Source organism: Weissella viridescens, assembly GCF_001437355.1.
In the GTDB taxonomy this organism is placed as follows: Bacteria; Bacillota; Bacilli; order Lactobacillales; family Lactobacillaceae; genus Weissella; species Weissella viridescens.
Genome location: NZ_JQBM01000003.1, coordinates 38,716 through 61,129, shown reverse-complemented (window position 1 = coordinate 61,129; position 22,414 = coordinate 38,716). Strand labels below are relative to the sequence as shown.

The window sequence follows — 22,414 nt, the reverse complement described above, 5'->3', positions numbered from 1 at the left end:
CCCCCGCCGGGGTTTTATACATAGGTGAAAGAATCTGCATATCCGCTACAGAAAAACCCTTATCCCGCCATGAACTTGCCACTTTTTCAATGAGTTGTGGCACTTGTTGGGCGCTAGCATTAAAATACGATCGATCAGCTTTTTGCATCGTAAAATCAGCTGGAAGTTGTCCTTGCTTCACCGACTGAGCCAACTCAATGATTGTCGAGCCTTTACCTTGCCGGTAAATCACCTCTAATTCACGATAATTTAAGAGCCCACTTGCTAAAATGTCATAAAAAACACGCCCTGGTCCAACAGAAGGTAATTGATCTTTATCACCCACTAAAATAACCTGCATCCCCATCGGTACAGCTTTCAAAAGTAGGGCAAATAACTCAGTATCGACCATAGACATCTCATCTATAATCAATAGTTGTCCTTCAAGTTCTTCAACGTCCAGATCACGTGCAGTCTCTCGACCTGTAATGCCAAGTAAACGATGAATCGTTGATGCGGGCATTTGTGTGGCTTCTGAGAGGCGCTTTGCGGCCCGTCCAGTTGGCGCCGCTAACATAATACTATCTGTTATTTTATCAGCTGGCATACCTTCACTTTGCGCGAGTAAACGGAACGTCTTGACAATCCCATTTAAGATAGTTGTCTTTCCAGTTCCCGGCCCTCCTGTCAAGATAAACAAATGACTGGTTAGTGCTGATATAATCGCATCTGTTTGATTTTCATCGTAAGCAAAATCATTTTGCTTCGCGACTGCTGCCACTTTTTTAACAACCGTTGCCCGCTCGAATTTCGCAGTTTTCATACGCGTCAAGCGAATCAATTTATCCGCAATATCCTTTTCAGCTTGATAAACTGACTGTAAATACAGATGGTCAGCTTCAGCCACCACATCACCTTGCTCCGTTAATTTTAGTAGTGCCGTTTGAATTGCCGCGACCGAAACTGGTTCACTCTGGCCTTGTTCAAGCATTCGCTGTGCTTCTTGCAACAACTGATTCAACAAAATATACGTATCACCCGATTCAAATGTCGCTCGATTAATGGTGGTTAAACCCGCCGCCTCTATGCGTCGTTGATCATCAGGTTCAATCCCTTGTTCAGCGGCAATTTGGTCCACACGTTTGAAACTAACGCCGTTAATGTCTGCTACTAGCTGGTATGGGTTTTCTTTCAATACCTGCAGCGTTTTGGCTTGATACTTTTCATAAATTTCGTTTGCCAAATTAGAGCCAAACCCAAAGTTATTCAGCGCAATAATCGTTCGCTCAACCCCATCAGCCTCTTCCAATCGTTCTACAAGGGTCGCTTGGACCTTTTCTGAAAGTCCCAACTGATCAAGAACATGTGCATCATCCAAAATTTTATCAATGGCATCTGAACCTAAGGTGTCAACAATTTTTGTCGCACTTGCTTTACCTACCCCAGGAAACCGATCCCCTGATAAGTAATCAATCACACCCTTCGCTGAAGTAATGGCTTCGCGTTGATAATTTTCTGCTAGAAACTGTTCACCATATCGTGCATGGGTTGTAATACGACCAGCAAACGTGTAATCGCCACCAATTTGAATATCTCCAAAACTACCTGTTACCGTCATTTCCTCATCATCAAACTCAAAATTAGCTGATTCAACGCGGACGGCTAATACTTTATAAAAAGAATCTTGTGCAGCAAAAACGATATTCTCAACTGATCCAACAAGTTGCGGTTTTTCATTTGTTGCATCATTCAGTTGGTTTGCCATCAACAGTTTGTTCTCCTTGTTGCTTGTTAACAATCACCTGACTCAAATCATTTAATTGTTGTGTTTTTTGTTTGAACTTTGTAGCATCGAGTGCTTCCGCATAACTAAACCATTGGTTTTCGTCATCGATCGCCACTACTTGTGCTAATAGGCCACGACCGAAGTTCGCCTCAAAGTCATCGCCATTAATGGCCAGAACTCGTTCAAATGCCGCTTGTGCTTCATCGAATTGGTCCAAAGCCAACCAAATATTACCTAACAAGTCGAAAGCATCCACATCTTGTGCATCTTGTTCAGTCCCCGTTAAGGCGAAGGCTAAGGCTTGTTTGTAATTTTTCTGCGCAAACCAATCTTGCGCCTGCATCATCGTGACATCATGTGCCAGTTCTGGTAATTGAACAAGTTGAAAGAAATTTTGGGCTTGCGCATAACTTCCAGCTGCATAATAAACATTTCCAACACTATAAGCCAAATACGCTTTGGCTTGTGCATCGTCTTCAAAAAGTGACAAACTTTTGAGCCCCAATTCTTCGGCCTCTACAAAATTTCCGGTAGCCGTCAAAACATTGATTAAATCTGCATAAGCCTGCCAATTTTCAGGATGTGCTTCAATTTCTTTGACCAAACGTTGCATATCAGCTTGTTGCTGCTGACTGTCGGTTTCCTCTGATTCAGTTTGTGGATCTGTTTGTTCTTGCATGTTCATCAACCTCTTTTCGTTTTACACTGTATTTGTTTCGTCTTGTGTACCACCCAAATAGCTAACATCATTGCGTACGACTTCACGGTAATGTTCACCGTCATCAGTTTCTAAAATAGATGTACTTGTATTGCTCAATCCACCTTCTTTACGGACATCAGATAGTGGAACTTGTAAGAGCGCCCCCATCCCTGCAGTTAATGCCATCCCATGACTAAAATAGATTAAGTTCACATCTGGACCACCATATTGCTGAACGGTTGCTTTAACATCATTAACAAATCGTTCTTGCACGTGTTCAAAGCTTTCTGCGCCTGGAACTTGATCAGCATCAAATAAATCTGGCTGATGCCGGTAAGCCTCATGCATATCGTGATATTGACGTTTCACATCTTCAAAGCGCATGCCTTCCCAGACACCCATTCCAAATTCTTTTAGACCTGGTAATAGCGTCAACGGAACATCTTGGTGCATCGCTGCCAATGTTGCTTCAGCAGTATCAACTGCACGCTTAATCGGACTACTAAACGCATGTTTAAATGGAATTGGTGCAAGATGGTGTGCTAATTGCTTAATTTGTTCATATGATTCAGGTAAGAGTGGGGAATCACCATTCGCCCCCTGGAATCGACCTTCTTGGTTCCATTCGGTTTTGCCGTGTCGGATAAAATATAATGTTGTCATTTGTTCGCTCCACTCCTGAATTTTTCTAATACCCCTATTATAAGCGTTCTCAGTGAAAACCTCAGCCTTTTTTTACGAAAATAAAAAAACGTCTAACTAAAGTTAGACGTTTTTTGCTGTTCTTAATCCTCTAATCCTTCAACAACTGCTTCAGGATAGTTAGCGCGAACAATTTCAGCTTCATGGGCTGACAACATTGGGAACGTTGGATCAGTACCAAGGTCAAGATGGTACATCCGATCACGTGGTGATACTTCACCAGCCGCATGTTCAACCTTAATGTGATAACCATCGTATTCTGGCGCATCACCAGCATCAGCGACATTAGCCAACGTTAGTTGTGAGACCATCAAGATAACGCGAATATCTTGTCCTAAGCTATCAACCAGCATTTGTTGGTCATCAGTGAGATAAAGCGTCACAGCAGCCTCTGAAGGCTTACCAATTAACTTTTCATCACGGGCCACTTCCAAAGCCTTATTCACAGCATCACGGAGTGACATAAAGTCAGTCCAACGGGTAATCAAAGGCGTTACATTACCAAGGTCTTCAACAGCAGGCATTTCAGTCAAGAAGGCATAATCACCAGCTTCATATGGTAAGTAATCAAAGATTTCTTCGGCAGTGTGTGGCAAAATTGGCAAAATCAACTTATCCAAATCAACTAAGATTCGGTACAAAACTGTTTGTAATGAACGACGTGCATGCCCATTTGGCGCCTCAACATACAAAATATCTTTAGCGAAGTCCAAATAGAAAGCAGATAAATCGACGTTGATGAAATTAATCAACAACTTATAAACTTGTTGGAAATCGTATTCATCATAGGCACGGCGCATATCACGAACCAATTCGTTGAAGTGTGCGAAGAAGTATTGATCAACTGGTGTTAAATCACGGTATGGTACCGCATTTTCCATAGGATTGTAATCTGACGTATTTGAAAGCAAATAACGCATCGTATTACGGATCTTACGGTAAACTTCTGAGGTCTTACTCAAAATATCCTCTGAAACACGGACATCGCCGGATGTATCAACTGAAGTTACCCACAAACGAATAATTTCAGCCCCCATCTTCTTGGTAATGTCATTTGGTGAAACTGTGTTCCCAATTGACTTAGACATTTTATCCCCATTACCATCTAAGGCGAAACCTTGTGAAATCACGCGACGGTATGGTGCCTTGTCATGGATAGCTACTGATGTAATTAATGATGAATTAAACCAGCCACGGTATTGGTCTGAACCTTCCAAAACCAAATCTTCAGGGAATGACAGCTCTGGACGTTGTGCCATCACAGCTGTGTGTGATGATCCTGAATCAAACCAAACATCCATAATATCGGTTTCCTTCGTGAATTCACCATTTGGTGAATGTTCATTCGTATAACCTTCTGGCAATAGTTCCTTGGCTTCACGTTCAAACCAAACATCTGAACCATTTTGTGCAACTAAGTCAGCAACATGATCAATAATTGATTGTTCCAAAATAGCGGTCCCATCTTCAGCATAGAAGATTGGCAATGGCACACCCCAAACACGTTGACGTGAAATCACCCAATCACCGCGATCACGAATCATGTTTGCAAGGCGCTTGTGCCCCCATTCAGGTTGGAAATTAACATCATCCAAACTATCCAAAATTTCTTGGCGAATTGGTTCGATTGAAGCAAACCATTGCGGTACCGCACGGAAAATGACTGGTTTCTTGGTACGCCAATCGAATGGATAACTGTGAGTAATGTCTTCAGCTTTAATGAGTGCATCATTTTCTTCAAGCTTCTTCAATGAAATAGCATTCGCATCATCATAGAAAACACCTTCAAAGTCTGGTCCAGCTTCTTCCGTCATGTATCCTCGATCATCAACATTCATGATGATTGGCAAATTATATTTTTGACCAATGGCAAAATCATCTTCACCAAAGCCAGGTGCTGTGTGAACAAGACCAGTTCCAGCATCTGCTGTCACGTGATCACCATTAATCACTAAGATTTCACGATCCATGTATGGATGTTGGGCTGTCATACGATCAAGGTCGCTGCCTTGAACCGTTTTAACAACTTCATAATCATCACCCCAACCATAAGCTTGTGCGGCTGAACCAAGCAAGGCATCCGCTACCACAAATTTACGCTCAGATCCGGCTGGTTGGACAACATCATATTTGAATGATGGGTTTACAGCGATAGCCTCAGAAGCAGGAATGGTCCAAGGTGTCGTGGTCCAAACAATAAAGTACGTATCGTTATCTAGGATGTCCTTACCATCTTTTACGCGTTCTGCAAAAGAAACAGATGTTGATGTAACATCATGATATTCGATTTCAGCCATTGCCATCGCTGATTCAGATGACCATGACCAAAAGACTGGCTTTTTACCACGATAAATCAAACCACGCTTAGCCATTTTTCCAAATACGCGTAATTGCTCTGCTTCATATTGCGGTTGCTTCGTCAAGTATGGGTGATCCCAGTCAGCAGAAATACCTAGGCGCTTAAAATCAGCCATTTGCGTCTTAACTTGTTTGTCTGCAAATTCAGCTGCCATCTTACGCCACTTAACAGGGCCAGCGGCCTTACGATCTTTACCGGCTTTTGTTAATTGTTGTTCAATTGGTAGACCATGTGTATCCCAACCAGGCACGAATGGTGCATAATAACCACTCATTGACTTGTAACGCACAATAATATCCTTTGAGATCTTATTCATAGCGTGGCCAATGTGGATATTTCCGTTCGCATATGGAGGCCCATCATGCAACATAAATGAAGGCTTACCCTCATTTAATTGTTGGCGCTTTTCATATACTTTATTTTCAAACCAATTGTTTTCACGTTCAGCTTCTTTTTGTGGCAAATTTCCACGCATTGGGAACTTTGTCTTACCAAGATTCAACGTCTCTTTGATTTTCATGCTTGAACTCCTTTCAAATAAAAAAAACATCCCAGACTGAATTGCTTCAGTCCGGGACGTTAATAGTAACGTGGTACCACCCGTTTTCACGATTAAAAATCGTCTCAACGTTTATTCACTTTATTGATTTACCTACTGATAAACATTTTGCGGAACTACTCTAGACTCACACCATGCACTAGATCGCTGATTAGAATACAAAATATCGTTTGGTTAGATAACTTTAATAAGAATAATACCTAAAAATGCAATTGGTTTCAAGCTTTTTTTATGATTGCAAGTCCGGCATAACCACAAATGTTTCAGTTTGCGCACTATCGGAAATTGAAGCATCCGGATCATCAACTGGTGTTGCGCTTGCCCCTTGTTCAACGACAACGGGTGCATCTGCTTCAGTATCCACTGGTTGTGCGGCAACTTCCTTTTGGAATTCGTCCCAACCTTCAGTGTTCATAAGATCCATTTGTGCACGCAACAAACCGTTGATACGTTCCTTAAAGGCTGCCATTTCCTTTTCCATTGCGTCATGGTGTGCAACCAAGTCATCATTCTTGCTTTGGCTTTCTGAAAGCAAATTGTTTGCTTTCGCATTAGCTTCCATGACAATCTTTTGTGCTTCAGTCTCTGCTTGTTGCAAAGTTGCTTCTGCTTCTGCTTCGGTTTGCTTCTTCAAACGATCAGCTGCTTCTTGCGCAATCAAAATTGATGAGTTAACAGATTGTTTCATCTCTTCAACTTGAGTAGCATTAGAATCCGCTTCAACTAACTTAGTCCGCAAAGCTTGGTTTTCTTGCATCAAGTTATCGTAACCTACAGCAATTTGATCCAAAAAATCAATAACTTCGGCTTTATCGTACCACTTGTTTGAACGTGTGGTAAATTGTTTTGAATGAATCTCTTGTGGTGTAACTGCCATCATTAAATCTCCTATCTATTTTTCAATTTTGCAACGGACAACTTGTGTTTATCCTTACGGGTTAACCCATTATCACTTAATATTTGCAATCGTCCGAAGCCACGTGTAGAAATCAAATCACCCGCGGCAACCTCAAACTCAGCACGTTTTTGAATGGCCCAATTTAATTTAACTTGGCCATTTTCAACTAACTCTTTGGCTTGACTCCGAGTTAAGCTAAATGCATTCGCAATAATTGTATCTAATCGCAACGAACTGGTTAAAATATCATCCAATTCCCAATTGAGCTTAGGTTGAATGGCCATTTCAGTGTCCACTTCGTCAAATTTGACGGGTACCTTACCAAAACGTTCGATGTGTGTTTGCACATACCTTGCGACGACATCCGTAGTAACCAGCTGCCAACTATCATTCCCATCCGTCACAATGTCACCCACCGATTTACGCTCGATACCATTGTGCATTAAACTTCCGAGAATCGTACTATGTCGCATTTCTAAAAACTTTTGCGGATATTGAATCTGCAAAAGTTTTAATTCAAAATCCGTTGTCTTGATGGTATCCGCTGACATATAACTTGGTAAAAATAACCCACGTTGCATCTCAGTATTATCAAAGATACCCGAGGAAACAAATTGAACCTCCGCAAGCCGATTTACCAATGTGTCAACGATAAATCGTTCGCGAGGGTTTAAAAACGGTGTTAATACCATGCGGTATTCCGCCTGACACTGCATTAACCAGTCTTGCACTTGTTGAACAAAGGGTTGTTCCTCGCTGCGGAAATGCTGTGAAAGATCTGAAGTCATTACCAGCCCCACATTACAAACTTTGCGCAAGAGACATAATGCCGTATTGCGCTGCTTGTAATAAAATCAGTGCAATAATTGCACTAAAATCAATCATTCCGAGTGGTGGCACAATTCTTTGAATCGGTCCGACCACTAAATCAGCAATTTTGGCAATAAACTCCCCGAACTTACTATCGCGTAACGCTGGAAACCAGCTCATCAAGGCCCAAATCACAATAATCCATTCAAGGCCTTGTAGCAAATACGCTAAAATCATGAGGACTGTGCCCATATTTGACTCCTTGCTTAATTACCTAATTGTTGTCCCACGTTTTGTGAGATTGTTCCAGAGATTTCAAAGTTATGTGGTGTTGCCACAAAAATTTGGTCTCCTACACGTTCAACATCCCCATCAACAGCAAACGTTGCACCCGCAATGTAGTCTAGCACGCGCAATTGGTTACGTTCATCGATTGAACTAAAGTTAACGATAACCGCTTCACCTTGAAGAATTTGCGTCGCAATTGTTTGTGCATCTGCATATGTACGTGGTTCGTACAATGCAATTTTAGCCGCACTATTACGCTTGCCATCTAGCTTCAAGACATTGGCACGTGGATTTGTTTTCACCTTACTGTCAGTGTTGTCTTCTGGTTGTTGTGCATCATCAAGATACTCATCAGCAACCTCATCTTCATAATAATCGTCAACACCGAAAAAATCTTTAAATTTATTAAATGCCATTCAGTATCACCTACTTTTACTTTTCGTCACGTTTGTTCCAGCTAAAGAATGCTGGACGATCGATTTCGTCTTCATTTGCAGCTGGTTGTTGGTTTGGTTGTGCTTCAACCGATTGGGCCGCTGATTGTGGTTCTTGGGCCGCTGGTTGTGCATTTTGACTATTATTAGCCATATTCCAATTTGCAAACGGATCAGCTGGTTGCTGTGGTTGTGCTGGTCGTTGTGGTGCAGCTGCTGGTTGCACAGGTTCACTTGTTGCATCAAATGGACTTGTTGCGTTTGTACCACCCACATTAATTTCAGGACGTGGTGTTTGTGTCTTATCGATGCCAGTGGCAATCACAGTTACAATAATTTCACCATCCATGTCTTCATCAATGGTTGTACCAAAGATGATATCGACATCGGTTCCAGCCGCTTGTGCAATTGTTTCTGAAGCTTCTTGTGCTTCAAACAATGACATATCGGCACCACCCTTGATTGAAAGCAAGACATTTGATGCGCCTTCAATCTTGGCTTCAAGCAATGGTGATGCGATCGCCTTGCGCGTGGCTTCAGCGGCACGGTTTTCACCAGAAGCTGTTCCAATTCCCATCAAAGCAGTTCCTTGGTTAGCCATGGCCGTCTTCACATCAGCAAAGTCCAAGTTGATAATTCCAGGCTTCGTAATCAAGTCTGAAATACCTGAAACACCTTGGAGCAAAACATCGTCAACCATCTTGAAGGCGTCCATAATTGGCGCTTTCTTGTCAACAATTTGCAACAAGTTGTTGTTTGAAATGACGATTAATGTATCAACATTTTCTTTTAAATTGGCAAGACCTTCGGCAGCGGACTTGCCACGGCGAGGCCCTTCAAATGAGAATGGACGTGTTACAACACCAATTGTTAACGCACCTGAGTCACGAGCGATTTTGGCCACAACGGGCGCCGCTCCTGTTCCAGTTCCGCCACCCATTCCGGCTGTGACAAAGACCATGTCAGCGCCGGCAAGTGCTTCAGAAATTTCTTGTTCACTTTCTTTAGCAGCTGCTTCACCCACTTCAGGACGTGCACCAGCACCTAATCCACGAGTTGCCTTTGATCCGATCTGAATCTTCACTTCAGCTGAAGAACGTTCGAGGGCTTGTGCGTCAGTGTTGGCTACGATAAAATCAACGCCTTCTACACCTTCGTTAACCATGCGGTTAACAGCGTTTCCACCACCACCACCGACACCGATGACTTTAATTGTTGCACCATATTCTTGATTTGTATCCATTTGGAAATCCATATTGAGCTCCTTGTATTGCTAGTATCTATTCAAAGAATTCACGAAAGAATTCACCAATTCTTGATGATTTCTTATCTGAATCACGTGTATTTACAACTTCATCTTCATGACTTATCTCAGCATCCAAATCTGTACCATCTTCGACTGGACGGACAGGCTGTGGTCGCTTTTGAACTGACGCATAGGTTTCAGAAACTGGCGCTGCCTTGGCGACTCTTGGATTAGCCGTTTGTGTTTCTACAGCTGTTTGTCCAAGACCTTGAATGGTTAGCCCATACAAAGCTTGCTTGACGACCAATTGAATTGGTAATTGTTGGGCTGCCGACTGAATAACTGCCCAAGCATTGGCAAAGCCAGGATGATGTAGCCCAATATCATTGGGCGCGAAACTTTTGGTTTTAACACCCAAACTCGCTTCCACAGCGTCTGGCATACCACTTAATGCAGCCGTACCACCAATGAGTGTTACCCCACCTGGAAGTTGCTGGGCATTCACCATCTTTAACTTTTCACCTAACTTACCCAAAATTTGGTCAACGCGAGCCTCAATGACTTCCGCTAGATATTTTTGTGTAATTTCTTCAGGTTCAGTTTGTCCAACACGTTGAATCACCAACTTTTCTTGTCCATCCGCTAAGCGCGTTAGCGCCACGCCAGAATCAAGTTTAAGCATCTCAGCTTCATAACCACCAATTGATAACACGTTGCTAATATCTCGCGTAATATTATCGCCACCTGCTGGAAATGACGAAATAAACTTAATTTGGTTCCCTTGGACAACAGAAGCCGTGGTTTGTCCGGCACCCATATCCAAAAGAATACTACCAAATTCTTGTTCTGCTTCAGATAAGACCGTCTTACTGGTTGCTAAAGGTGTTAAGACGCAGTCGCGGAGGTTTAATCCAGCCTTTGCAATTGCCATTTTTAGATTACCCAAAATATGCTTGGGCGCCGTGTAAGCAATTGCGTTCATGGCTAACCGCATACCAACCATGTCGTTTGGGTCTTGAATCCCATCAAAATCATCAACAACAAAATCAAGTGGTACCAAATCGATAACTTCTCGATCGGCAGCGACTTGGCCTTTGATGATTTCATGTACGACAGCCTCAACATCTTGATATGAAATATGTTGTGAGTCTTGGACTGTAATTTGTCCATTTAGTCGGCTAATTTGAATATTTTCAGCTGGTAATGCTGCAACAACTTCGGTAATCGTTTGTCCAGCTTGCTCATTAATTTGTGCCATTGCTTGCCGAATATCAGTTGCTGTCGCATCAATGTCAACAACAACGCCCTTTTTGACGCCGTGTGAAACTGAACGACCAACTGCGATTATATTCGCTTGCTGATTGCGAACATCAGCTGCCAATGCTTTAACAGTATTGGTTCCAATATCCAAACCAACAATTAATCCATGATTGGCCATATGTTTCCTCCTTCGACTGAAATTAAAAGTCATTAAAATATATAAACATTTCCTTAAAAGAATACCATACTTGGGGTCTTTCTTCTACTTTTCAAACTAAATTTGTTCAATTTCATGCAAATGTTAAAAGTCTTGTTGATACCCATATGCACCAACCTGTAAATCAATAATTGTTTTTTTATTTCCAACACTTTTTTGGTTTGCTTTAACTTGCGCGGCAATGGATGGATAGTACTTTAATTTTTCAGCTACATCACTCGCATTAATCAAAACTTCATTCCCATCATTCATAAAGAGCATCAACCGTTCAGAATTGAGTTTAGTTGGTGCCCATACGACGTCAGAAATCGAACGTCGAATTGGTCCATTCAGCTTACCAACTTGGCGACTGACTTTTTCAAGGGCTTTTCGATTAGTTGGAAAGTTTTCATAAATCGCATATTGATCACTTGGCCGCTCTTTTGACGCCTCACCAATTACCTCGCCATTATCAAGTAAGGTTTGGTATCCCAAATCCGTCTGAATATACCCGACCTTAGGATGTTCCTTCACTTTAACTTGAATTGTAGTTGGATTTTTAATCGTCAAAGCCAATGATGCAATTTGTGGGTTAGCCTGTTTAGCCTTCGATTGAAAGTAACTGCTTTCATTAGCTGTTAAAAAAGTTGACTGACGCTCACGCAATTGTGCAGCCTGTAAAACTTGGTTTGCTGTTAAATCATCATTGCCCACCACCCGATAGTGTTGGACCTGTGCCGCTGGAGAAACCAGCCAACCAATGACCAGGGCTAAGAATATGAATAATGTCATAACGCCAATCCCTTGCCATTGGCTTCGTGACAAACGATCAAAACGTTTGGGCGTCGTGAGTGTGACGGCATCAACACTTTCATCATCATCAATTTCGGCAGGCAGTTCTTCGTTAATCACATTGCCCAAACCTTGTTGCTTGATTTTACGTTGTTGACGTTGCACATTATCACGCCATTTTTGCCAAAAAGAAGGTTTTTTAGTCGCTTTGTCAGGATGTTGTCTGGGCGATTGTATCTTAGGCTTACGTTTCGGACGTTGAACTGGCCCATCTGACTGACTAGATGATCCAGTTGCCCCATCCGTTAACTGATTTAAATGTTTTTGAATATCAGCCGTCGATGGCTTTTTAGGATCATCTGTTGTCATCTGTTCTACCCTTTCCCACGTCTCATAAATTATTGAAGCACATTTTCTATTAGGTTAATGAATTCATCCGCGGCATCTGGTACACCCAGTTGCTTTGAATGTTTAGCCATATCAGCACGAAGTGTTGCATCCGTCATAATTTGATTGACAGCCTGGTAAAGCGTTGTCCCGCTTAGAACATCTTCAGTTACCATATCTGCAGCCTGTGCATCAACCAAACTTTGTGCATTTTTGGTTTGATGATCATTAGTGACGTATGGACTTGGGATTAAGACCATTGGTTTTCCCAAAGCAGTCTGTTCCGCAATACTGGTTGCCCCAGCTCGTCCAACGACCAAATCCACCTTTGGCATGAGTTCTGGCATATTGCTAATATATGGTACAACAGCAACGTTTCCAGCGGGCATAACGGCATGGTCCTTTAACGCCTTTTGCACGTCATCAAAACGTTTTTTCCCTGTTGCAAATACAACCTGATAGTCAGCTTGATTGTATTCTGACATTGCGTCAACCATCGCTGCATTAAGTTTAGGTGCCCCTTGAGATCCACCAAAAACAAGTACCGTTGGTGTGTCAGCGTTCAAGCCTAAACCAGCCCAAACAAATTCACCCGTACTTTGTACAACTTCTTGAGCACGTGGGTTTCCAACTAACTCAGCTTGGCCAGGTTTAAAAGCTTTGATGGCATCCGGAAACGCAACGCCGACTTTCTTGGCTTTTCGAGCTAAAAACTTATTGGTCACGCCGACAACGGAATTTTGCTCATGAATCACTGTTGGAATTTTTAGTAATTGCGCTGCATAAAGCACGGGTCCAGAAACATACCCACCTGTACCAACAACGACATCAGGTTTGAAGTCCTTCAACATCTTGCGTGCATTCTTAGTTGCCGTTAAGAAGAGATAGACCGTTTTAAAATTATTTAATGTAATCGCACGATCAAAACCTTGTACATCAACAGCCTTAAAGTCAATCCCAGCTTTTGGGACAATATCCTTTTCAAGACCGCGTTCCCCACCAATATAAAGGACTTCCGTTTTTGGCTCACGTTCTTTCAAACGATTGACCGTCGCTAAGGCAGGATAAATATGTCCGCCAGTTCCACCACCAGATACAACAATACGCATTATTTTACCTCACTTTGTGTTTGTGCAGCATAATCTTGAACTGCTTGAATAAATAAATCACCACGTGTTTCAAAATTTGGGTATTGATCCCACGATGCAGCCGCTGGAGAGAGTAAGATAACATCTCCGGGTGCACTCTTTTCAAAAGCAAGTGGTACTGCAGTTTGAACGTCTTTTGTCTTCACAACTGGGAGCTTAGCCGCATCTGCAACCGCTACTAACTTATCAGCAGTTTCACCAAAAACAACCATTTGTGATACATGGGCCTTTAAGGCAGGCAAGAGCCGCATTTCGTCGTCGCCACGGTCCAATCCACCAGCCAGTAGTACAACTGGTTGCTTAAATCCAGACAAGGCACTTTCTGTTGCTTCAATATCTGTCGCTTTTGAATCATTATAAACCAGGCGATCTAAGTAAGTACCAACTTTTTGAAGTCGATGCTTAACACCTGTAAATTCACTCAGTGCTTTACGCATTGCTGATATTGGCACACGCTCCAATTGACCAACCGCAATTGCAATCAGCGCATTTTCAATATTATGATCACCTGTTACACCTAGTTCACTTGCAGGCATAACAGCTTCTTCTCTAAAGTATAACCAGCCATCCGCAAGATATGCCCCCGCAGTACTATTTCCTTGGCGCGAAAACGGTACAATCTGGGCCTTACTTTGTTGACTAAGGTCACGCCACTCCGCTTTATCGAAATTCATAACCAAGTAATCCGACGCTGTTTGGTTTTTAGTAATATTCATTTTTGCTGCCACATAGGCTTCTCGTGATCCGTGATAATCCAAATGTGACGCATAAATATTTGTAATGACCGCAATCTTTGGTTTCAGATCCGGCACCCCCATTAGTTGAAAGGATGATAGCTCCGTAATTAATGTATCGGTTGGTCGAACAGTCTTCGCAATTTCACTAACTGGTGTCCCAATATTTCCGGCAACGCGCACGTCGTGGTCAGCTGTCGTTTGAGTCCGTAAGACGGCTGCAATCATCTCTGTCGCAGTTGTTTTTCCATTCGATCCAGTCACCGCAATCCAATCACCTTCGATGTATGGTTGGGCCAGCGCCACTTCAACCTTGATTGGAATATTTCGCGCTTGCGCTGCTTGCAGAATTGGAATGGTATACGGAATTCCGGGATTTTTAATGATTTGGTCAACACCATCAAGCAACTGCTCATCTTGGTCTTGCGTGAATGTGACGCCTTTTGTTTGAAGGGCCTGTACTTTCGGATCCGAAAAATCTAACTTAGGATCTGAAACAATCACATCCTGTCCCTCTTCTAACAACAATTTTGCTGCCGCAGCACCTGAGCGGGCAAAGCCTATCACTAACGTTCGCATAAACCTATCCTTTCCAATTCACAATCGACGGTCAAGCTGACCTGCTTATTACAATTTTATGTATGTTGGGCGCTGATCTCCCAACTAGCGTAACTTTTAATTAAAACAAAATGAAGTAGAGTACGGATCCTAACAACCCAACACTCCAAAAGAGAGCGTCAACTTGCCATTCGTTCCAAGGCTTTTCAACATTTCCAGTCAAACCACCCTTTTCCACACTGTGATGAATAGGCGTAATCAAGAAAATACGCTTTCCAGTCAAACGGAATGACGTAATTTGAATAATAACTGAAAGGGTATCAATCATGAAGACCACTCCGATCAACAAAATTGACCATTCTTTGTGTAATACAATCGCATTCATAGCGAGCCCAGCCCCTAAAGCAAGCGAACCAGTATCACCCATGAAAATACTTGCTGGATAATGATTAAAGACGAAGAAACCAACAAGCGCCCCAATCATCAACGCATCAAGTAACATCACACCTGAATTGGCTTGTTGCATGGCAATAATAAGGTATGAGCCATAGGCGATAATTGCTAACCCCGTTGCAAGACCATCAAGTCCATCCGTCAAGTTTGTCGCATTTGACCAACCAACGAGCCAAATGATGACAAAAATCGTATAGAAGAAGGCATTATGCAAAGTTGGTAAGCCAAATGGCATGGCCAAGCTAAATTCAAAGCCACTCATGTGCAAAAGCACAACACCTAAGATAGCCGCCAGAATTTCAACACTCAACTTTGGCAAAAAGCGAAAACCTTCATCGCGGTGATTGAAGATTTTAATACTATCATCAAACCCACCAACAACCGCATATAGAAAGATTGCCAATAGAACTACCAATGCGGTAACATCATAGGCTTTCATAAAGAATCCTAGAATTGCATAACCGATAATCACAACGGCAATAAATCCCGCACCACCCATCGTCGGTGTTCCCGCTTTGGCGGCATGATCAGGTTCGTTTTCACCTGAACGCATCACCAATTGTTCAATTTTCTTTTTCTTAAACCAGTCCCGCAGGGCTGGTACAACAAACACAGTTGCTGCTAGACCAACTAGCAAGCCAACAAACACAATCCACATCATTTAACTACTCCTCTATTCTACCTTTGGTTCTTTAAACTCGATCGTCATTTCATGGACACCTTCATTCAAACGTGTCCCACCTTCAACTGACTGCGCCGCCACAAAACCATTTCCCTTACTGTTGATTTTGATTTTAGCTAAGTCAGCCCAAATCATTACATCATTTTTTGACCAGCCATGCATATCTGGTACAACGATATTCTTACCGGTATTGACGAAGACACGCTGCTTATTCAACATCCCCGTCTTAGCAGCTGGACTTTGTGCAATAACCTTGTCGCCATCCCCCATTACAAGCGCCTCCAAATGGGCTTGTTCAATTTTATCCACCGCTTGTTTGCGGCTCTGATTTTTTACATCAGGGACTTGGGTCAATTGCGCTTGGCTACTTACAGCTTTATTGTCGCCCTTCGCCATCTGCAAAGCCTGTGTCATGACCGGCTTGAATACACCAGCCATTTGCTTTGTCACTTGACTCGGCACTTTTTGGGGTTTCTTAACCACAATGTACATCATATATCGTGGCTTATCCGCTGGTGCCATCCCAATCCAAGAATGAATCTCTTGGGTTGGATTTTGTGCGTTTTGATAACCTGACGCCGTCGAAACTTGAGCAGTTCCAGATTTACCAGTCGTTCGCACACCCTTCAATGCATAATCATGACCAAGACCATCATCATTATAAACAACTGCTTCCAGCTGCTTTCGAGTGGCCGCCGCTGTTTTTGCCTTGATTGGTTGTCCGACCTTTTGTCGTTTCGCTTCATAGACAACTTTTTGTGTATTTGGATTAATAATTTTACTTACAACGTGTGGCTTAAGCATGGTTCCATCACCAGCAATTGCAGTATAGGCCTGCAACATCTGTAATGGCGTCGTGGCAATCGCTTGTCCAAAGGACGTATTAGCTTGCTCAAATGGATAACGGAACTGCATCATGCCCAAATTTTCTTGGGGCAAGCCTGATTTTGTTGATTTCAAGAAACCAAAATTCCGAATGTATCGTTGCCATGTTTTAGCACCCATTCGTTGCTCAGTTAAAGCCATTGCAACGTTGGATGATAATCCAACACCTTGGTCATAACTAATTTGGCCCCAACCACGTCCATTATTCCAATCTGTCACCTTTTTACCGTCAACATTCAACGTTCCTGATCGGTAAGTAGCATTCGGGTTCCAGTTATTCGTATCTATAGCAGAAGCTACAGTTACACCTTTCATAACTGAACCTGGCTCAAATGAATTTGTTAATTCATTTTGCCAATAGTCACCAATTCCTTGGCCCGTCGTGGCATTATAATTTGGTCGTTGCGTTGAGGCAACAATATCTCCATTTTGGGTATCCATAACCACCGCTAGCGCCGATTTTGGCGCCATCGTATCGTTAAGTACGTCCATACGTGTTTCAAGTTGTGCCTGCAACTTTGAATCAATTGTCGTATAAACATCCGAACCATTAACGGCGGGTTTTGATTTTGCCCGATTAGCATCGTTCTCATCAACTGCCGTAGCTTTAATGCCATTCTTACCAGTCAAATTTTTATTCCAACCAGCTTCGATACCGCTATTCCCTTTTAACTCGGTTAACCCTGTCTGCTTATTCTCAACATTGCCAGCTAAACCAATCAGATTTGCTGCTGCCACACCATTGGGATAGAACCGGGCTGGACTACCAACAAAGGTTAGCCCTGGAATACGTTTATTCTTTAATTGTTTGTACTTTAAGACATCTAATTGGCTTCCGGATGAGCCAAATTGAACTTGGTCGCGTTTGGCCTTTCGTCCGTCTTTTAAAGCTTTTTCATATGTACTTGCCTTGCCACCTAATTCTTTTGCTAGAACGGCGCTCACATGTTTATCTTGGCTTGGGGTTACGTACATCTTTTTACCGTTGGGTCCAATCTGCGATTTATCAAGCACAGCCACCACTGTATACGATGTCGTATTTTCAGCCATGGGATTGCCATTAACGTCAAAAATTTGGCCTCTTTTAGCTTCGTCAATACTTTGACTTTGATAAATTTGCTGTGTCGCTTTATCAAGTCGATGACCTTTGACATCTTTAGTAACCGCGATGTGCGCATACCGATAACCTAACACAAGCAACACGAGCATCGTTGAAGCTAACAAAACTAAGCCAGCTATTCGACTATTTTTATCCAATTGTTTCCAGATTCCGTGTCGCTTCTTTTGTGCCATCTTATTTTACATTCCTAACATTGTCATTATTCATTGTAAGGTTTTCTTTTTTAGCAACTTCACTCAACTTATCATTACTGGTTACTGTGCCAATTTCTTGACGTAGATCATTATTATCATTTTTGGTTTGATTAAGTTGCGCCGTTACTTGTGTTAAATGACTGTTAGCTTTAGCTCCCTGGTTACTAACATTAATGACCATAAAGACACCCACAATTGCAACCAAAATCGTTGCTGCTAACATTGTGAGATCTAAAAAGTTCCATTTGGGCCGAGCCAGTGGAATACGTTTGACTGATTTTTTTGGTTGTCGTTTTGGGCGTACTTGTGGCGTCGGTTTAACAATGGGCTGGTGATTATAATTTGGTGTAGCCATAGTCTTAATTTCCTTTCTTTATTTCACGACTTTATTTCACGCGTTCAATAATGCGTAATTTAGCGGAATGGGCCCGATGATTTTCATCCATCTCCACTGTACTTGGCACAATCGGCTTACGATTAACTAATTTAAAATCAGGTTCCATTTCTTCTGGAATCACTGGTAAGCCTGCAGGCAGTTCCGGTAATGTTGTTTTTTCTCTAAACATTGTTTTTACTAAACGATCTTCTAAAGATTGGAAAGTAATGACTGCAATCCGGCCATTAATTTCTAACAAGTCTAATGCTTGTTGTAATGAACCCTCAACAGCACCCAGTTCATCGTTAACAGCAATCCGAATTGCTTGGAATGTTTTCTTAGCAGGATGTCCACCTTTACGACGGGCAGGAGCTGGAATTGCTGATTTAATCACTTCAACTAATTCAAACGTTGTTTCAATTGGCGCTTCAGCTCGTGTACGTTCAATAGCGCGCGCGATTTGTTTTGAAAACTTTTCTTCACCATAACGTGAAAAAATCCGCATCAAATCTTGAAATGACCATTCATTTACGATTGTTCGCGCATTAAGCGCTTGTGATTGATCCATTCGCATATCTAGTGGCGCATCATAATTGTATGAAAAACCACGTTGACCATCATCAAATTGTGGTGATGAAACTCCTAGATCATATACAATCCCATCAATGCCTGTGACACCTCGTTCAGCTAAAGCTTGCGCTAAGTTACGGAAATTAGTTTGAACCAACTCAACTTTTCCAGCATGGATTTCCTCTGCTAGATGGTCTTCATTATATGTAATGGCCGTGACATCCTGGTCAAAGCTATATAATTTCCCCGTATTAAGTTTGCTTGCCAATAACTTTGAATGGCCACCACCACCCAAAGTTGCATCCACATAGGTACCATCAGCTTTGACAGCTAATCCATCTATTGCTTCATGCAATAATACTGTTGTATGTTCAAATTCCGCCATGCTTCAGCCCTTTTCTTTCTTTTTCAGCTTATTATTTGTTTTAAATACCGAGATCATCAAGACCATCGGCAATATCATCAAAGTTTTCTGCAACATTCTCTTCGTAAGCCTGCCAATTAGCCGTGCTCCAAATTTCGAATGAATCTTCACCCAAACCAAAGACCGTTGTCTCTTTTTCAAGTTGTGCATACTCACACAGTGATTTCGTCAGCGTAATTCGCCCTTGCTTATCAAATTCAACTTCTTGCGCGCCTCCCAACACAAAACGCTTAAATTGACGTGCTTTTGCATTGGTTTCTGGTAAGGCACGTACCTGTTTTGAAAAGGCATCCCATCCTTCTTGCGTATACGCCCGGATTGAATGCTCCATCCAACGCGTCACCACAAAAGAATCACCTAATTGGTTACGGAATTTGGCCGGAATGATCAGACGATTTTTAGTATCAATTGTATGTTGGTATGTACCCATGAACATCGCGTCATTCCTCCTTTCATGCCAAATACCTGTTAGTAACCACTTTTTTATTTTTTACACAATCTTACATGATTAATTTACCACAATTCACCACCATTCTCCACTATCCCCCACTATGATTTTTAATAAAAAAAGCGATTCTCAAATGAGAATCGCTTTAAATCAACGTTTCACGTCACTTCTGACGTTTTTAAATTTTGTCTCTATTTTTTCATCAAAAAAACAATCCCCCACCACAACCACTTTCAAATTTAAATAAACAAAAAATAAGCAGACCGGGCTCGTCGCTCGGTCTGCTTATTTCATCATTATTATTTCAAACTGTGATAGCCTTCATCAATTGGAATTTGTTCCTCATAATCAAGATCATTTTGCTGACCTACAAAAAAGGCCAAACTTTCGATGACAAAGTACATTGCTGCGAAAGCATATCCGTAAAGACTTGGTTCTAAGCCAAACCATACCGCAATCGCAAATAAAATCGGCCAGACAAGGAGCATAACTTTAAAAGCCCCCCGTCGCTTAATATATAAACCTAAATAAATACTAAATAACCCATTTACTAGAAATAAAATTCCAAGCACGTTTGCTAATGTTGCCACATGACTCATTTTAACAACAAACGGGATTCCAAACGCAAATAGGAGATTCAAGACCAAAAACGGCCAATATTTCAACATTCTTGTGTATGACATGCTATCTTCCTCATTCTAATTTAATTCAAGCGCGTAACTCAGTGCACTCAGTAGGTATAACGGTGCAGTCTCAGCTCGCAAAATTCTGGGACCAAGTCCCACCGGAATAAACCCTTGCTGTTCCAATGTCCCCATTTCGGTCTGCGATAGTCCACCTTCCGGACCAATCATCCCCACTATGTGACTCTGTGGACCCAATTGGCCTAAAACTGTGGCCAAAGCTGAACGTTCACCTTTTTTGGCACTCTCTTCCCAAGCTACTACCTTATAGGCGTCGGTGGGTAAATCAAGTGCCTGAAGATTTGACACGTATCGTAAAATCGGGATTTCCAATCGATGACTTTGTTCGCTTGCGCCTTTGGCAATTTTTGCCAAACGTGCTAACTTTTTGTCACTTTTCATCCTCCAATGCACAACGGACCATTCAGTTTCAACGAATATAATTTCATGTACACCCATTTCAGTTGCTTTTTGAACAACATAATCTGGTTTATCACCTTTGCTTAAGCCTAAAACAAGAGTCGCCTTAACTGGCAACTCCACTTGTGGCGTTGTCGTTGCAACAACCTGCATAATGGCATTTTGGTCTGTGATTTCCACGACTTTCGCAATCCAAATTGTTCGATGATCTGGTAAGACAAATTCCGCCTCATCATCAATTCGAGCCCGTAATACCGTTACAAAGTGATGGGCAACATCCTCTGGTAAGGTGAAAGTTTCAGTTGCGGGCATTTCATCCAAAAAATAACGTTGCATTTAAACCTCCTCACCCGTTGGATTATGTGCAATCACGCCATACCATTCACCTAATTGCATGATTTGGTCCACTAACAAGCCTTGTGCTCGCAAAGCGGTTTGAATTGCCTCAATCTTATCTTGATAGATTCCGGAAAGTAAAATTTGCGTTCCTGGCTTAATCACAGCCGGCAATTGTGGAATAAGCGGTAATAGTACTTCTGCCAACATGTTAGCAACCACCACATCAAAATCACTTTCTGTCACATCTGCCAACAAGTCACTGACTTGCACTTTTACATCTGATGCAATGGGGTTCAAATCAAGGTTCCCTTGCGCTGATTTCACAGCAACTTCATCCACATCAGTCCCTAAAACTTCGCTGGCGCCCATGTACTTGGCGGCAATACTTAAAATACCCGATCCAGTTCCAACGTCCAAAACGCGTTCACCACCACGCAGTACAAATTCTTCAGCTTGAAGCATTAACTTTGTTGTCGGATGTGTCCCTGTTCCAAATGCCATGCCTGGATCTAACACAATCACATGCTCATCTGGCATTTGTGGCTGATAAGTTTCCCATTTTGGCACGACGGTTAAATAACGCGTCAAGCGCACTGGATGATAATATTTTTGCCATTCCGTAGCCCATTCAGCATCTTCAACTGGTTTTTGAACAACCGTCCCCGGCGTCGCATTTAATCCAAAGGCTTGTAACCCTTGCACACGTTCCCGAATACCACCTAACAATTCAGACACATGGACATCGGCAGGAAAATACCCTGATACTTCAGCACCTTGCGTCACACCTGGCACTGAATCCCAATCAATCGTGACTGTTCCATCAGACGCTTGATAATGATCGCGATCTTCCGCATCATCAATTTGAACCCCTTCAGCTCCCGCCTCAATTAAAATATTACTGACTGCTTCGACTGCTTCATTTTGTGTTGTTACGGTCACTTCTTGCCAACTCATAAGCCCGCCTCATTTCATTTATTATGTACT

The 22,414-nt window shown here is 42.2% G+C and carries 21 protein-coding genes; all 21 read right to left on the bottom strand.

Translation table 11 applies throughout. The annotated features are described in order from the left end of the window. Positions 1-1,744 (bottom strand): SF1B family DNA helicase RecD2 (recD2, locus tag IV50_RS05260; RefSeq protein ID WP_057746134.1); only part of this gene is annotated, 1,744 nt, incomplete at its 3' end. After that, positions 1,725-2,444: a tetratricopeptide repeat protein gene (locus IV50_RS05255; RefSeq protein WP_057746131.1), complete on the bottom strand. Its 720-nt coding sequence runs from the start codon at positions 2,442-2,444 to the stop codon at positions 1,725-1,727. The genes recD2 and IV50_RS05255, both read right to left, overlap by 20 nt. Positions 2,445-2,465: 21 nt before the next feature. Continuing rightward, on the bottom strand, positions 2,466-3,128 hold the full coding sequence (locus IV50_RS05250; protein ID WP_057746128.1) for a histidine phosphatase family protein: 663 nt from the start codon (positions 3,126-3,128) through the stop codon (positions 2,466-2,468). 122 nt (positions 3,129-3,250) lie between these two features. After that, positions 3,251-6,046: an isoleucine--tRNA ligase gene (gene ileS / locus IV50_RS05245; protein WP_057746125.1), complete on the bottom strand. Its 2,796-nt coding sequence runs from the start codon at positions 6,044-6,046 to the stop codon at positions 3,251-3,253. Between the two features lie 268 nt (positions 6,047-6,314). Continuing rightward, a complete protein-coding gene (locus tag IV50_RS05240; RefSeq protein ID WP_057746122.1) occupies positions 6,315-6,962 on the bottom strand; it encodes a DivIVA domain-containing protein in 648 nt (215 codons plus the stop codon). Between the two features lie 11 nt (positions 6,963-6,973). Beyond that, a complete protein-coding gene (locus IV50_RS05235) occupies positions 6,974-7,771 on the bottom strand; it encodes a YlmH family RNA-binding protein (protein WP_057746119.1) in 798 nt (265 codons plus the stop codon). Positions 7,772-7,784: 13 nt separating this feature from the next. Further along, entirely contained in the window at positions 7,785-8,045 is a 261-nt protein-coding gene (locus IV50_RS05230) for a YggT family protein (RefSeq protein ID WP_057746116.1), read from the bottom strand. Between the two features lie 14 nt (positions 8,046-8,059). Then, the gene (locus tag IV50_RS05225; protein ID WP_057746111.1) at positions 8,060-8,497 is read right to left on the bottom strand and encodes a cell division protein SepF; all 438 of its coding nucleotides are present in this window, start codon (positions 8,495-8,497) and stop codon (positions 8,060-8,062) included. 16 nt (positions 8,498-8,513) lie between these two features. Beyond that, entirely contained in the window at positions 8,514-9,770 is a 1,257-nt protein-coding gene (gene ftsZ / locus IV50_RS05220; RefSeq protein WP_057746107.1) for a cell division protein FtsZ, read from the bottom strand. Positions 9,771-9,795: 25 nt separating this feature from the next. Continuing rightward, the gene (ftsA, locus tag IV50_RS05215; protein ID WP_057746105.1) at positions 9,796-11,199 is read right to left on the bottom strand and encodes a cell division protein FtsA; all 1,404 of its coding nucleotides are present in this window, start codon (positions 11,197-11,199) and stop codon (positions 9,796-9,798) included. Between the two features lie 123 nt (positions 11,200-11,322). After that, on the bottom strand, positions 11,323-12,378 hold the full coding sequence (locus tag IV50_RS05210; protein ID WP_057746102.1) for a cell division protein FtsQ/DivIB: 1,056 nt from the start codon (positions 12,376-12,378) through the stop codon (positions 11,323-11,325). A gap of 29 nt (positions 12,379-12,407) precedes the next feature. Beyond that, positions 12,408-13,505 (bottom strand): undecaprenyldiphospho-muramoylpentapeptide beta-N-acetylglucosaminyltransferase, encoded by a 1,098-nt coding sequence (gene murG, locus IV50_RS05205; protein WP_057746099.1) that lies wholly within the window; start codon positions 13,503-13,505, stop codon positions 12,408-12,410. Beyond that, a complete protein-coding gene (gene murD, locus IV50_RS05200) occupies positions 13,505-14,857 on the bottom strand; it encodes a UDP-N-acetylmuramoyl-L-alanine--D-glutamate ligase (protein WP_057746096.1) in 1,353 nt (450 codons plus the stop codon). The genes murG and murD overlap by 1 nt, the downstream gene beginning before the upstream one ends. A gap of 100 nt (positions 14,858-14,957) precedes the next feature. After that, a complete protein-coding gene (mraY, locus tag IV50_RS05195; protein WP_112468786.1) occupies positions 14,958-15,947 on the bottom strand; it encodes a phospho-N-acetylmuramoyl-pentapeptide-transferase in 990 nt (329 codons plus the stop codon). Positions 15,948-15,962: 15 nt separating this feature from the next. Next, complete coding sequence (locus IV50_RS05190; RefSeq protein ID WP_057746091.1) at positions 15,963-18,149, bottom strand: penicillin-binding transpeptidase domain-containing protein; 2,187 nt, start codon at positions 18,147-18,149, stop codon at positions 15,963-15,965. A 1-nt stretch (position 18,150) separates the two neighbouring features. Beyond that, complete coding sequence (gene ftsL / locus IV50_RS05185; protein WP_057746089.1) at positions 18,151-18,525, bottom strand: cell division protein FtsL; 375 nt, start codon at positions 18,523-18,525, stop codon at positions 18,151-18,153. Between the two features lie 31 nt (positions 18,526-18,556). Further along, entirely contained in the window at positions 18,557-19,501 is a 945-nt protein-coding gene (rsmH, locus tag IV50_RS05180; RefSeq protein ID WP_057746085.1) for a 16S rRNA (cytosine(1402)-N(4))-methyltransferase RsmH, read from the bottom strand. 40 nt (positions 19,502-19,541) lie between these two features. Continuing rightward, on the bottom strand, positions 19,542-19,976 hold the full coding sequence (gene mraZ, locus IV50_RS05175) for a division/cell wall cluster transcriptional repressor MraZ (RefSeq protein WP_057746082.1): 435 nt from the start codon (positions 19,974-19,976) through the stop codon (positions 19,542-19,544). Between the two features lie 311 nt (positions 19,977-20,287). Next, positions 20,288-20,671, bottom strand: a complete 384-nt coding sequence (locus tag IV50_RS05170; protein ID WP_057746079.1) for a hypothetical protein — start codon at positions 20,669-20,671, stop codon at positions 20,288-20,290. 15 nt (positions 20,672-20,686) lie between these two features. Beyond that, positions 20,687-21,427, bottom strand: a complete 741-nt coding sequence (locus IV50_RS05165) for an RsmE family RNA methyltransferase (RefSeq protein ID WP_057746077.1) — start codon at positions 21,425-21,427, stop codon at positions 20,687-20,689. Further along, the gene (gene prmA, locus IV50_RS05160; protein ID WP_057746074.1) at positions 21,428-22,384 is read right to left on the bottom strand and encodes a 50S ribosomal protein L11 methyltransferase; all 957 of its coding nucleotides are present in this window, start codon (positions 22,382-22,384) and stop codon (positions 21,428-21,430) included. It abuts the gene before it with no gap. Between the last annotated feature and the right edge of the window lie 30 nt (positions 22,385-22,414).

Bases quoted from the DNA above. Each gene is read 5' to 3' on its own strand.
- IV50_RS05170 (WP_057746079.1), bottom strand. From the start codon at position 20,671: ATGTCATACACAAGAATGTTGAAATATTGGCCGTTTTTGGTCTTGAAT.
- IV50_RS05235 (WP_057746119.1), bottom strand. From the start codon at position 7,771: ATGACTTCAGATCTTTCACAGCATTTCCGCAGCGAGGAACAACCCTTT.
- mraZ (WP_057746082.1), bottom strand. From the start codon at position 19,976: ATGTTCATGGGTACATACCAACATACAATTGATACTAAAAATCGTCTG.
- ftsA (WP_057746105.1), bottom strand. From the start codon at position 11,199: ATGGCCAATCATGGATTAATTGTTGGTTTGGATATTGGAACCAATACT.
- rsmH (WP_057746085.1), bottom strand. From the start codon at position 19,501: ATGGCGGAATTTGAACATACAACAGTATTATTGCATGAAGCAATAGAT.
- IV50_RS05230 (WP_057746116.1), bottom strand. From the start codon at position 8,045: ATGGGCACAGTCCTCATGATTTTAGCGTATTTGCTACAAGGCCTTGAA.
- ftsL (WP_057746089.1), bottom strand. From the start codon at position 18,525: ATGGCTACACCAAATTATAATCACCAGCCCATTGTTAAACCGACGCCA.
- IV50_RS05240 (WP_057746122.1), bottom strand. From the start codon at position 6,962: ATGGCAGTTACACCACAAGAGATTCATTCAAAACAATTTACCACACGT.
- prmA (WP_057746074.1), bottom strand. From the start codon at position 22,384: ATGAGTTGGCAAGAAGTGACCGTAACAACACAAAATGAAGCAGTCGAA.
- IV50_RS05165 (WP_057746077.1), bottom strand. From the start codon at position 21,427: ATGCAACGTTATTTTTTGGATGAAATGCCCGCAACTGAAACTTTCACC.
- IV50_RS05210 (WP_057746102.1), bottom strand. From the start codon at position 12,378: ATGACAACAGATGATCCTAAAAAGCCATCGACGGCTGATATTCAAAAA.
- IV50_RS05255 (WP_057746131.1), bottom strand. From the start codon at position 2,444: ATGCAAGAACAAACAGATCCACAAACTGAATCAGAGGAAACCGACAGT.
- IV50_RS05225 (WP_057746111.1), bottom strand. From the start codon at position 8,497: ATGGCATTTAATAAATTTAAAGATTTTTTCGGTGTTGACGATTATTAT.
- murG (WP_057746099.1), bottom strand. From the start codon at position 13,505: ATGCGTATTGTTGTATCTGGTGGTGGAACTGGCGGACATATTTATCCT.
- IV50_RS05250 (WP_057746128.1), bottom strand. From the start codon at position 3,128: ATGACAACATTATATTTTATCCGACACGGCAAAACCGAATGGAACCAA.
- ftsZ (WP_057746107.1), bottom strand. From the start codon at position 9,770: ATGGATTTCCAAATGGATACAAATCAAGAATATGGTGCAACAATTAAA.
- murD (WP_057746096.1), bottom strand. From the start codon at position 14,857: ATGCGAACGTTAGTGATAGGCTTTGCCCGCTCAGGTGCTGCGGCAGCA.
- mraY (WP_112468786.1), bottom strand. From the start codon at position 15,947: ATGTGGATTGTGTTTGTTGGCTTGCTAGTTGGTCTAGCAGCAACTGTG.
- IV50_RS05190 (WP_057746091.1), bottom strand. From the start codon at position 18,149: ATGGCACAAAAGAAGCGACACGGAATCTGGAAACAATTGGATAAAAAT.
- ileS (WP_057746125.1), bottom strand. From the start codon at position 6,046: ATGAAAATCAAAGAGACGTTGAATCTTGGTAAGACAAAGTTCCCAATG.